9 protein-coding genes are annotated in these 13310 nt (G+C 37.5%); 1 reads left to right on the top strand and 8 read right to left on the bottom strand.

The genetic code is table 11. The features are described 5' to 3' along the window. The first annotated feature begins 95 nt into the window (after window positions 1-95). On the top strand, window positions 96-1424 hold the full coding sequence (locus tag AC2A1G_RS04640) for a carboxylesterase family protein (protein WP_484045773.1): 1329 nt from the start codon (window positions 96-98) through the stop codon (window positions 1422-1424). Between the two features lie 98 nt (window positions 1425-1522). Here the strand turns inward: AC2A1G_RS04640 and AC2A1G_RS04635 are convergent, their stop codons facing one another. The 8 genes from AC2A1G_RS04635 to AC2A1G_RS04600 all read right to left on the bottom strand — a co-directional run bounded on the left by AC2A1G_RS04635 (window position 1523) and on the right by AC2A1G_RS04600 (window position 13033). Then, window positions 1523-3001 (bottom strand): alpha-amylase, encoded by a 1479-nt coding sequence (locus tag AC2A1G_RS04635; RefSeq protein ID WP_484045772.1) that lies wholly within the window; start codon window positions 2999-3001, stop codon window positions 1523-1525. A gap of 38 nt (window positions 3002-3039) precedes the next feature. Further along, window positions 3040-4134: a DNA polymerase IV gene (dinB, locus tag AC2A1G_RS04630; RefSeq protein ID WP_484046035.1), complete on the bottom strand. Its 1095-nt coding sequence runs from the start codon at window positions 4132-4134 to the stop codon at window positions 3040-3042. Between the two features lie 240 nt (window positions 4135-4374). Next, window positions 4375-5649, bottom strand: a complete 1275-nt coding sequence (locus AC2A1G_RS04625) for a hypothetical protein (RefSeq protein ID WP_484045771.1) — start codon at window positions 5647-5649, stop codon at window positions 4375-4377. Between the two features lie 70 nt (window positions 5650-5719). Further along, entirely contained in the window at window positions 5720-7531 is a 1812-nt protein-coding gene (locus AC2A1G_RS04620) for an OmpA family protein (protein ID WP_484045770.1), read from the bottom strand. Between the two features lie 91 nt (window positions 7532-7622). Next, entirely contained in the window at window positions 7623-8549 is a 927-nt protein-coding gene (locus AC2A1G_RS04615; protein WP_484045769.1) for a hypothetical protein, read from the bottom strand. 336 nt (window positions 8550-8885) lie between these two features. Beyond that, window positions 8886-9506 carry a response regulator gene (locus AC2A1G_RS04610; RefSeq protein ID WP_484045768.1) on the bottom strand — a complete coding sequence of 207 codons (621 nt, stop codon included), beginning with the start codon at window positions 9504-9506 and terminating at the stop codon, window positions 8886-8888. Window positions 9507-9601: 95 nt separating this feature from the next. Continuing rightward, window positions 9602-12400, bottom strand: coding sequence for a sensor histidine kinase (locus AC2A1G_RS04605; protein WP_484045767.1), 2799 nt, complete (start codon window positions 12398-12400; stop codon window positions 9602-9604). 117 nt (window positions 12401-12517) lie between these two features. Next, window positions 12518-13033 (bottom strand): TlpA family protein disulfide reductase, encoded by a 516-nt coding sequence (locus AC2A1G_RS04600; protein ID WP_484045766.1) that lies wholly within the window; start codon window positions 13031-13033, stop codon window positions 12518-12520. Window positions 13034-13310 lie beyond the last annotated feature (277 nt).

Below are 13310 nucleotides of genomic sequence, written 5' to 3'. Positions count from 1 at the left end.
TTTCCGACCTTTTTTCGAAAAACCACTTACCAATTCTACAGATTATTTACCCGGATTACTGTTTTATTTCTTAATTTTCGGTTTTGAACCGGAAGATGAGTACAAATCAGCAACTACACAATCACACTTTTGAAACTTCATTCGGAAAAATTTTAGCTTTTAAGGAAAATGGTGTCATTAAAGCTAAAAGCATTCGCTATGCTCAATCTGAAAGGTTTAAAAAGCCAATACCATTAGATTTTGCAGAAAATTTCGTTTCAGATAAAACTCCGGTTTGTCCGCAGAAAATCAGTCCACTTTTGGAAAGGTTAATTGGTAAAACAGATTTGGAAAAATTTCAGCCGGAAGAATCAACTCAATTCTTAACAATCACCAGACCTGAAAATTTAGTTGAAGAAAAACTTCCCGTTATCGTTTGGATTCATGGTGGTTCGTACGAAATTGGCTGTGGAGATTTGCCCACTTCCGATCCTTCGGTTTGGGTAAAAGAACAGAATGTTATTGTCGTTTCAGTGTCCTACCGTTTAGGTTTATTTGGATTTCTGGGAGGCAATGATGAGCGACCTGCGAATCTCGGATTGTTTGATATTATTGAAGCTTTAAAATGGATTAAAAAATACATTTCCGGTTTTGGAGGAAATCCTGATAACATTACACTTTTCGGTCAATCATCAGGTGGCGATGCGACTGCTCATCTTTTAATTTCAGAAGGTGTGGAAGAGTTATTTAAAAGAGTTATTATTCAAAGTGCACCGCTGGGTTTCAGGTTGAAACGAGAAAAAATGTATACCGAACTTTTTAGTCAGACTGATTTTCTGAAAACTGAAAAAGATGTTCTGAAAATGGTTGATTCTTACCAGAATTTTCTTCCATCCAGTTTTAAATATGGTTTAAAAGCAGCCATGCCTTTCTGTCTCAAGTACGGGTATGCTCCACTTCCCGAAGAAAATTTCACTCTTGATAAATGGAAACAGAACGCTTCAAAAATTGATGTTCTGATTGGTTTTAATGAAGATGAAACTTCCTTTTATGTAAAAACCGCTCAGGAAGGCATCTACACTTATCTTCCGGAGAAAATCCTGAACAGAATTGTCAGAACAACGACCAAATCAATTTACGGAAAACCAGCTGAAGTTTTTGCTCAAAACTATGCTTCAGGAGGCGGAAGTATTCATTTATATAAAATCAGATCAACTTTAAAAAACCATTTTATAGGAGCATCGCATTGTTTTGATCTTCCCTTAATCTTCGCTAACAAAGAGGCATGGAAAGAAGCCGGACTTTTAGTAGATGTTCCATGGGATTATATTTTTAAGCAAGGAAAAAAGCTGCGTTCCGTTTGGGCAGAATTTGCCAGAAACGGAAAAATTTCAGATCCGAAAGACAGACCTGAAATTTTAGATATTAAAAAAGTTAAAAATTAAATCGTTTTTACCAATATTTCGGTGCTTCGCACCTTACCTTTTAACTATGTAAATTTTCTACCAACATATCGCGACTTCATTGCTACAACAGTAAAAAATTAATTTTCTGCAAGCCAGACACTCACATTGCCAGCCGGAACAGGAAAATTTCCCCAACCGTTTTCGTCAATCACAATTTTATCTTCAGATCTTCCCAAAACATCATAAAATGTTTTTCCGATGTATCTTTCACCCATTTCCATAGGTTTTTCGTACGCATCTTTGTTGCTTAAAACTACAGCACAACCGTCGTGCTCATCATCTCCTTCACGCACCCAGCCGAGGCAGTTGGCGTCTTCAAAATAATCTCTCTGATCACCGTGGGCGTTATTTTTTCTGGCTTTTAAAAGCTCTTCAATACCGTCGACTTTATTGAGGAAAATCTCATATTCATTACCGTCGTTGCCATTGTCTTTATAGCTTGCTCCAAATAAATCGGGATAAAAAACGCAAGGATAACCATCAACACGTAATAAAATAAGTGCATAGGCCAAAGGTTTAAACCACTCTTCCACCGGTGCTTCCAGATCCTGAAGCGGTTGCGTATCGTGATTATCAACCAGACTCACCGAATGTAAAGGATCTGCCTGTGTAAGCGTCTGCTCAAAAATCTGTCTTAAATCGTAGGAATCTCCCTCCTGAGAAGCTGTGTGAAAATTGTTGTGAAGCGAGCTGTCGAAAAGACTCATGCAGCCTTCCGTCGCATCAATATATTTTTGTAAAAGATTGAGTTGTCCCGGAGCCCAGTATTCTCCAACGGCAAAAATGTTTTTTCCTGAATTGGAACGGAGCATCGTGAGCCATTCTTTATAAAATTCAAAGGAAATATGCTTTAAAGCGTCTAATCTTACGCCATCAAAATCGGTTTGTTCGAAATACCAATTCGCCCATTTATTGAGCTCTTCACGCACATGAGGATTTCTATGCTCTACGTCATTGTACATCAGGTAATCGTAGTTTCCCTTTTCATCGTCAATCATTTCTTCCCAATCGTCGCCGTATTCAGATTTGATTTTGTAGATGTGTGATTCTTTTCCTTCGGCATAGTCTACACCGCTGAAGCAGGTGAAATTCCATTCAAAATCGGAGTATTTTTTTCCACGTCCGGGAAAAGTAAATTTGGTGTAAGATTCAATATCAATTTCGCGGGAAATTACTTTATCACGGTTGTTTTCATCGACTTTTACGACTTTAAATTTTTCCAGTTCATCACCTCCGGCTTTGTGGCCTAAAACGATGTCAACAATCACCTGAATATTTTTTTTCTTTAATGCTTTAATGGCTTTAACGTAATCTTCTTTGGTTCCATACTTTGTAGGGATGGAATTTTTCTGGTCAAATTCTCCCAAATCGAAAAGATCGTAAGCATCGTAACCCACTGAATTTCCACCGTTTGTGCTCTTGTAAGCCGGAGGAAACCAAACGGCACTGATTCCTAATTCTGAAAGATATTCTGCGTTTTTATTGGCTTCGTTCCACAGTGTTCCGTTGCCTTCGGAATACCAATGGAAGTATTGAATCATTGTTGGGTTTGTCATCTAAAGTTGATTTTGATCAATAAATAGTTTGTAAGTGATTACAACTCGTTCCGAAATTCCTCAAATGGGATTTTAAGCTGTACAGAAACCTGCTTTTTTTCTTCGGTGTTGAGTTGTGACACGGATAATCCCAATAATCGTACCGCTTTATCATAAGGACGCAGTTCCCAAAGCTTTTTTCCGGTGTTGAAATATTCTTCCGCTGATGAATAATATTCTTCTTTTGTGAAACTTCTTGTAAATAATGAGAAATCTTTATACTTTATTTTCAAAGTAAGCGATCTTCCCATGATGTTGTTTTTTTGCAGTCTGCTGTGTAATTCTTCACTCAGACTCTGGAGTTTTTCATCAATTTGCTGCTGATCAAAAAGGTCTTCAAAAAATGTACGTTCTACCGCCACACTTTTCTGAATCCGGTGAGGCTTCACTTCAGAATTGTGAATTCCCCGCACGACGTCGTAATAGTATTTTCCGGACTTACCGAAAAGTCTCGTTAAATCTTCTACCGTTCTTTTCTTTAAATCTATTCCTTTATAGATCGCCAGACTGTACATTTTGTTGGCGGTCACTTTTCCTACACCGTAAAACTTTTCAACAGGCAAATCTTCCAGAAATTTTTCTACTTTATCGGGATGAATGGTCTTTTGTCCGTTGGGTTTATTGATATCTGAAGCGACTTTGGCTAAAAATTTATTGATGGAAATTCCTGCAGAAGCCGTTAAGCCTGTCTGCTCAAAAATTTTCTGACGGATTTCCTTTGCAATCTGATTGGCAGATTCTATTTCTTTTTTGTTTTCGGTAACGTCAAGGTAGGCTTCATCCAGAGAAAGTGGCTCTACCAAATCTGTGTATTCATAAAATATCTCACGAATTTTTTTTGAAATTTCTTTGTAACGTGCAAATCTTGGTGGAACAAATATCAAATGTGGACACTTTTCTTTCGCAGTTTTGCTGGGCATTGCCGAGCGAACGCCGTACTTTCTGGCCTCATAACTCGCCGCAGAAACCACGCCGCGATGACCGCCTCCCACAGCAACCGGCTGACCTCTGAGTGCAGGATTATCATGCTGCTCCACGGAAGCATAGAATGCATCCATATCGACATGAATAATTTTGCGGTTGGGAAAGCTCATCAGTACAAAATTACAGACAATTTTTTGAATTCTGATTTCATTTTTCTGACAGCGAATTGCACGCGCCCCGACCTGAGTGGAGCTCGTCATTGCGAGGGACACACAAGCTCTACCAAAAGATTGCTTCGTTCCTCGCAATGACAGCGGGAACGGAGGGCGGATACAGGCGCCCAAATAAAAAAACCTCAACCCTGAAGGCTGAGATTTTAGTTTTACAAAATGGTTATCAGTTTTTATTGATTATTTTGAAATACAGGTGCATTGGTCGGCATCTATGACATCCACATCGCCGATATCTCCTTTCATAGCAAAGTTATAAACCGGTGGGTTGTAGTCTATAAATAAATCTGTGGAAGGTGCTGTTGCTACGGTATTTCCGGTATATTTTATTCCCTGTATGCCGTAAACTCTTCCTGGATTTATTGATGCTGCTTCCAAATAATTGCCGCTTACCCAAACAAACTCTTCGCATTTTACAAGGTTTTTATCATCTCCAATATACTGGAAATCTACTCCGCCAGCCGCGTTTTTACCGGTAAAACCACCGACGGCATATTGCGTATTGAAATTCCATCCGCTTCCGGTCTTGCTGTAACTGAACGCAATAGCATCATGAGGATCTCCTCTTTCTGACAAAATTATTTTTTTGGTATCTGCCGAAAACTCAAGATCTGTAATGGCTTCTGCACGGCCTGGAAGACTGGTAATTTCCAATGCAGGGGCTGAAGTTGGCATTGCTCCACCGGAATTTAAGGTTATTGAATAGAGATTTCTATTTGCAAGAAGTGTAGAAGGAACTGTAACTCTCGGAAAATAGACTTTTACGTTTCCGTTTTCGTAATTGACGCCGATTCCCCAGATTCTTTCGTCCTGAATTGTGATATCCGGCGCTCCGGAATCGGCTGCAAAAGGATCATAGGTTTGAAGTATCGAACCCGTCATTGAGATTCTGTAAATCTTGCCGTCATCAAGGTTTGTTGCAAAAAGCTGATTGTTGATTTTGTCGTAGGCGACATTCCCAACTCCGTTCAAACTACCTGCTGAGCTGGCGTAGGACATGGGTAAATCTACAAATGGAGCGGTAGAGTAAGTTCCTGCCATGGCTTTGTAAATTCTACCGGGAGTTGCATTTTGGTAAGGTGTATTCAAAAAGTTTTGACCATAAACTCCCGATGTAGCGAGGTACACATTTGCGTTTTTATCTGTTGCAATGCCGAAGATTCTACCCAGTTTACCCAAGGTCCAGTCTGCGGGTTTTGTAATTTTGCCTCCTGTGCCGAGAGCGGGTGCCCAATCTGTTCCCACGGGTACTGAAGCGTTGTTTCTTGTGTCATAAATTGCCGCTACAAAATCAGTCGGGTTGTCTGCGTTGAACGTGACGATGGAAATGCCGGATTGCCCGGTGTTATTTCCCAGCGGTTCGCAAGTGGTTACGTATTCGCAGGTTTCTTTGTCGCAGCTGATGAGTAGAAATGCACTGATCGCTGCAATTGTTTTTATATTGAAAAATTTCATGTGTTTAAATTTTGAAATGAAACACTCAGTAAGCTTTCACTTTATTTTCTGAGCGTTTCATTTTGTTAGGTTAATAGTTTTCTACACAAAGGATTTTAAATTCTGTTCTGCGGTTGATGCGATGCCCTTCTTCGGAACATTTTACGTTATCGGCACAAGAATTCAGCAATTCCGTTTCTCCTGCACCCCGTGAAACCAATCTGCTTCTGTCAATCCCTTTGCTAACGATATAGTTGACGCTGGAATCTGCTCTTCTCTGAGACAGTTTCTGATTATAAGCATTGCTTGCTCTGGAATCTGTGTGAGAAGAAAGTTCAACTTTGATTTTTGGATTTTTCTTCATCAAAGTCACGACATAATTTAAGTCTGGTTCTGATGCGGGCAAAATATCTGATTTATCTAAATTAAAATTGATATTATTCAATCTGATCGCCTTACCACACGGATCTACACACACTTCAAACTTGATGAACAGTGATTTTGATCTGTCGTACGTGGCGGTGTTGATTTCCATTTCGTTGGAGAAATATCCGTCTTTGTTTCCTTTGATTGCATATTTTGTATTCTTACTGACATTGAAAATATACTCTCCGGATGAGGATGAAATCGTATTCTTTTTGGTGTTGGAAGCCAGATGTGACATTTCTATATTTGCACCTTCGATGGTTTTAGTCGTATTGCATTCGAAGACCTGCCCTTTCAAAACAAAATTATCATCCGTGTAAAGAATTTCTTTTTGAATAACGCCTCCGTTGGCTTTGCACTGATCAAAATCAGCCTGAGAAATTCTGCTTTCCTGTAAATTGACATTGTGAAGTTTCCCTTTTACAGAATACTCTCCAGCCTGAACATTATCAAAAACGACCACTCCAAAACTGTTTGTTTTACCTGATTCTACAATTGTTCCGTCCTGTCTGTGAAGAACGACGTCGGTTTCATTTAAGAGTTCTCCACTGATTTTATCTTTAGCAGTAATTGAAATTTTGCAACCGCAAACCGTACAGGCAGCGACACACATTGGTGGCTCATGCACTTTTTTGCAGACCGGACACATTTGGCAGGTTGTACATTCTGTTTTTTTTGGAAATCTCAGCGTAATTCCTGCGTAAATTCCTGTAGAATTAATGTTGCAGTTGCAGGCTTTATTTCTATAAGTTGGGTCTAAATTTAAATCATTTCCACCTCCCTGATTGGTTTTAAAATCATAATAACTTGAAGCGTAGCCCGTTGCCGGATCTACCAGTTCCTCCACTTTAAAATGATTGATGTGATAAATTCCCAAATGCAATCCCAAAGATTTACTGATAAAATAATTGTACTGCAATGAAGCTTTTCCGGACAGAACATTTTTTGCATCGTAGCCCGCATGTTGATTAAGAGCAATATTCATTGGTGTCGGAACGATTGGAACAGTTCCTTCCAGCATGGTATAACCGCCTTTAATGTTGGAAATTCCGCCTCGCAGTTTTAATTCAAGATTCCATCGGTCATTTTTTTTGTATCTGAAATCCGGTCCGATTCCTAAAAATGTTCTGGAAATATAATTTTCCTTTAGCTGAAACTGATTGATTGGAAATCCGCTGTACAAAAGGTTTGTGGTAGGATAAATACTCTTCGGATTATTCACCAGATAATCAAAATCCACCCCAATTCCCCACCAGCGGTTGAAATAATAGTCTATACTTCCGCCGGCCATCCAGTTTCCGTCATAATCGATGTATGGAGTATTATTATCGTAAACAGGAATCGCATCGAAACCTCCTCTGAGAGAGATTTGGAATCCCTTATTCATATCGTTTGTAGAACTCAGGCCTGCAGTTTGTCCGAACATAAAATTGAAACAAAACTGAAGCATTATTAAAAGTAAAATTTTCTTTTTCATAGTAAGTTTTTTATTGTTTTTCATTTGATGTATGCAATCGCCGGAATCTTCAAGATAACTTATCAATCTAAACCACGGCGATTTCATTGTTTTAATTTAGTTGTGAAATACTGCTTACGAAATCTGCGCTTTTACCGATTTTGGCATCTTTTAAATCAAAATAAATGGTGTGATTGGCTGCCAGGGTTTGTTCTTTTACAATCCACATAAAGTTTCCATTGTTCTCCGAAATAAAAATCAGATAACACTGCAATCCTACAGGAAATTTTCCATAGGTTGTCCCCAAAGCGTTGGGAATATTTTTAGCCAGAATAAAAACCTGTGAAGCATTTCCGTATCCTGCAGGAACGTTTGCTGTAATGCTCGTTTTTGGCTCAGGATAGTTTGAAAATTTATCACAATTGAACCATCCAAATCCTGGAAGAGCCATCACATATTTATTGGGATTCGTTTGCACATTTGTCACTACATCCCAGCTTGTGGTTGGTTCCCAGGTGAGCGCATTATTGGCAATCACTCCGTTGAAAGCCTGCATCCCTGCAACTGTTCCGCCTGAATTTGCAGTAGAAGTTTCTACGACAATCGGGCAGGTTGTGGTGAGTGTATTTCCGTCTTTTTTGATGTTGATATAAAATTCCCCGCCTGACAGAAGCATTTCCTGTTCGCCGGAAACTTTTTTTCCCATTGTAGGCTTGTTGGATGCCATCATTTTTGCACGGTCATACATTTCTACAAATTCCAGAATAACAGTTCCGGTGATTGGTGCACCGTTTAATCTGAGGCAGGTTCCGTTTACTTTTACGGTTGTGCCACGGGCAGTTGTGTAAACATAATTGGTAAGTGACGAATCAAAATGGGCAAAAGCTTTTTCGTTGGTTACGCCCTGATCAAACAGTGCATTCAAACGTTCTGCAGATGGTGGTGCAAAACTTTCTTCTATAGTCATCTCTTTGTTGTTGCATTGCAAAGACATGACGGAAAATATAATTCCTGTAAAAAATAAGCTGTACTTTTTCATTGTATTTAGTTTAAATATTTCAACAAATTTTAAGATTTTTTTAACACAAAAAAATCCCTAATTGTAGGGAGTGAAATTTTGAAGAAGTTTCGGGAATGATTTGAATAAAAGTGTAATTGATGTTTCTGTAATTATGCTTATTAAAACTTTATTTTTGACAGTGAATTGCACGCGCCCCGACCTGAATGGAGCTCGTCATTGCGAGGGCCAAAACAGTGCTACCAAAAGATTGCTTCGTTCCTCGCAATGACAGCGGGAATGGAGGGCGGAAAAAGGCGCCCAAAAAAAAAATGAGTTCACACAATGGAATAGTGCGTATGAGCAAGCTAAGAATAACTAATTGATATTATTTTTATAATACCAAGAAATCGCTTCACCCAGCGATGAAATGTGTAGTTTTTCGTAGATATGTTTAGTATGCGTGTTGATGGTAGAGTAACTTACGCCAAGCTTATCCGCGACCATTTTGTAGCTTAAACCTTCTGAGAGAAATTTCAGCACCTCTTTTTCTTTCGGAGTGAAATTTTCTTCTGTTTTTTTTGGGAGAAAATATTCCATTACCTTTTTTGCAATTGCTGGATTCATCGATGCTCCGCCTTCATAAACTTCTTCGATCGCCTGTAAAATTCTGGTTGGATGATCTGATTTTAAAATATAACCACTCGCCCCGTTCGAAATTGCTCTGAAAACCTTGTCACTGTCATCAAAAGCTGTCTGAATCAATACTTTAATCTGAGGAAATTTAGATTTTATTCTTTTCAAACCTTCAATTCCGTCTACTTTTGGCATGTTGATGTCCATCAAAACAACATCGGGGGAATACATCGTCATTTCAGCCAAAACGTTTTCGCAACATTCTGCATCGCCGATGTACGAAAGATTGTCGCTCAAAGAGATCAATGCCTTCAAGCTTTGTAGCCGCTCCGGACTATCATCGTATGCGAATATTTTAATCATTGTTTTGGTGTGAGCTTAATTTAATAATCTTAGAAAGTTTGAAAACCATGGTTATCAGTTTTCTTCAACAAATTTATCAGTAAAAACACGATTTCTCAATCCCTAATTGTAGGGATAGTAATTTTGATGCAAGTCCCAACATTGCTGCAAATTTCAAAATGCCCGTTCATTTCTTCTGTTCTTTTTCTCATATTATGCAGACCGTTTCCTCTTTTTTCATCAGGATTGAAACCAATTCCGTTATCTGAAATTTCTAAAATATATTGATTTTCTTCCTTGATTAAATTTAAATCAACTTCAGTTGCCTGGCTGTATTTTGCGATGTTATTTAATGCTTCCTTGCAAATCAGCACAATATTTTTTCGCATGGTAAAATCTGTAATTTCATTATCGATTGCAGAATTTATATTAATTTCAAAAGGAATTTCTGTATGACCTAAAATTTCGTTGGCAGAATTGATAATTCTTGTGCTTAAAGACATAAATTCATTTTTACCCGGCTTTAAACTCCAGATGATGTCGCCAATATTTTCCGAAATATGTTTTGCCTGAGCTTCAATTTTCTGAAGAATTTTCTGTGTCTGCGGAATATCTTTTTCCAGTAATTTCTGGGCGATTGCACTGTTGATCTGCAAACTGCTGAGCGTTGCTCCCAAATCGTCATGCAGATCAGCCGTAATTTTGTTTCGCTGATTATCTAAGTCAGATTGATGGTGGTAAAATTCCTGTTGTTTCAAAAAACGCCATCTTCCGTACAACGCAAAAATTCCTCCGAAGAAAAAACCGCTGACAATGATCCAAAACCAAACCTTCTCATAAAAAGGAATTGCGACGTGAAAAGTGATTTTTTTGATCGTCTTTCCGGCGTTGTTATTGGTATCCACAGCACGAATTGACAGTTCAGTGGTTCCTCCTTTCAACTGCAAATTGATTGAATTACCGGAAACGGGAATCCATTTTTTCTGGTTATTTTCCAAATACTGTATCGCTTTGGTATGACCGGAAAGTTCGATCCCAGAAAGAACAATACTGATGTTATTTTCATTTTTCTTCAGGAAATATTCGTTTAATATCGTCGTATTTCTGTTGTTGATTTTTACTGAAATAACTTCTGGTTTAATATCAAAAATTTCAGGAATATAATTTTCGGGAATAATTGAAATTCCATTTTCTGTGGCTACGCAAATATTGTTGTCATTCTCCGTTATATCAAAAATACTGTTTGAAGCAAGGCCGTCGCTTTTGGTAATTCTGAAAATCCTGTAGTTGAAAACACCATTATCTTCCTTAAAAATCATCTGGTACAACCCGTCTTTTCCAGCCATCCACAGTTTATTTTTACGGGTGAAAATTTTGGAAATTGTCGTTGGTAGATTTTCAGAATTTTTAATGGTTTTGATTAGTTTTCTGTTCTTGAAAACCGAAATTTCACCCGATAAATCACTTACAAAAAACAGATTTCCATTGACAATTCCTTCTGCCAGATTCAGTTTCTGCCACAGATCATCTCTCGTATTGTTTGCAATATTGTAGACCGAGAGTCTTTTAGAAGAAGTTACGAGCAATTCGTTTTCAGAAATTTTATCAATACTGCCGATTCTCTCTTCGGGAAAATTGAGAAATCTGTATTTTTTCGTCAAAACATTTAACCGGATCAGACTGTTGATAGAACCAAGAACAGCAATGCTGTCGTTCAGTTTCATTCCGTTTTTCAAAGATTTCGAAACGTCCCCGACCAATATTTTGTCCAGCTTTTTAGATTTGTAGGCATATCCGTAATCTGAAATAAGGAGCGGAGCATTTTTGAAAAATAATATCCTGCGAATTCTCTCTTTCACATTTTCCAATTCAAACACTTCCTTTTGTCCGTTTTTGCTCACCAAAATGATTTGCCCTGAATAATTTCCTGCATAGAGATTTCCATTTGAACCACTTGCTACGCTGAGAAAATTTTCATTAACCTTTACATCATCCAAATCTATTTTTTGAATGGCAGAAGAAGTATACAACTGTAATCCTCCATTGGGAACCGAAATCCAGATATTGCCCGAATGATCGATAAAAGCATTGGAAAAAGCTTCTTTAAATTTGATTTTCTTAACGATTGAAAATGTTTTTAAATCTATAACAGTCAATTGATTATCAACTGTATTAATCAAAAGCTGATTTTCATAGAAACGCTTCCACTGAATTTTCGCCGGAAAAATAATTTTCTTTTTCGGACTTGTAAAGGGATCTTTTTTTAATGCTGAAATTTCAGTTATCATTTTTCCCTCAAGATTATCGAACACATAAATTTTTTGCTTTGCAAAACGAAATAAAATGTTTTTGTCGGCATGAAACAGTTTATTCAAAGTGTTGAAATTTAAGGTTGCATTATCTCCGGTTTTTGATGAAATGGGATAGAAATCATTTTGAATACTTTGTAATTTACCGTTGAGATAATACAGATGAAATTGGTGACCGTAAAAGACAATTCCGCCCTGCAAAGGAAAATAATGCAACATTACAGTATTGCTTTTCGCCTCTATTTCAGAACTTTTTTCTGTAACAAAACGGTTGTTTTTTTCATCGAAATAAGAAGGAGGCTGCTTAAAACAGTTGGCCCAAATCCTGCCGTTTTTTTCTTTAATTACTGAAAGAACTTCGTTTGAAGGAAGACCGTTTTTTACCGTATAATTGAAGAAATTTTTACCATCGAAACGGCTCAGTCCATTCTCTGTAGCCAGCCATAGAAAGCCTTTAGTGTCTTCTTCGATGTCATAGATGATATTATCGGCAAGGTTAGAATTTTCTGTATTAAAATTCCGGATGAAGTGATGATTTTGTGCAAAAAAAGAACCACTCAAAAAGAGAAGAGTTACCACTCCCAATATTTTTAAGAGATTCATCATGATTAGTTTTAAGTAAATTTAAATAAAATTTCATCATTAAAATCAAAAAAAATCATCCCTAAAAGAGATGACTTTGTATATTTTTTCTAAACCTTAAACTTTGCCTCAGCCTTAACCTTATTTCGAAAGCCTATCAATCGTTTTCTGAATTTCCGGATCTTCAGGAGAAATCGCATAATATTTTGCAATGGCTGACTTCTGATCAATCACCATGTATCTCGGTATCCAGTTCAGCTCGATGTAATTATTGAAATCATTTTTCCAGCCTGTAGAAAACCAATAGTTTTCTTTATCTTTCATAGCATGTTTTTCCAGACTTTTGTCAAATCCTTCTTTTGATCTTTCGAGTGAGAAGAAAACAAAATCAATATCTGGATTGCTTTCTTCAAGCTCTTTTGCTTTCGGCATTGCTTTCAGACAGTCTCTGCACCAGCCAGCCCAGAAATCGATGACCAAAACTTTTCCTTTATGCTGATTTAAAATTTCCTGAACAGTGATGTTTTTACCATTTTCATCCTCCAGTTTCTGTTGTAAAGCTTCCTTGGAAAATTTTGTTTTAGAAACGTCCGGCGCTTTTTGTGAACAACCCAACGTGAAAATACTCAACATCATAAAAGTCAGTAACTGCTTCATATTTATTTTTTTTTACAAATCTAAACATTGAAAAGTAATTTTTATAAAGATACTGTATGATTTAACATAATTTGAGCGATTGAGAAATTCTATTCGGAAAATTAAATTTTATTAAACGCAATGTGCGCAAAGATCTTATTAAATCATTGGAAATACTTTCCGTTCGCAATGGCGTTTCACTCAGCCACGTTTTACTGCTGTCATTTGCTGAACGAAGTGCCCTTGCGAACTAAAAATATGAAGACAGATGAAAGACAAAATCTTTGCGAGACTTCGC

It is taken from the genome of Chryseobacterium sp. HNCC26DJ240 (genome assembly GCF_057180485.1).
The sequence above is the reverse complement of the archived record's forward strand: the minus strand, read 5'-3'. Positions and strand labels throughout refer to the sequence as shown.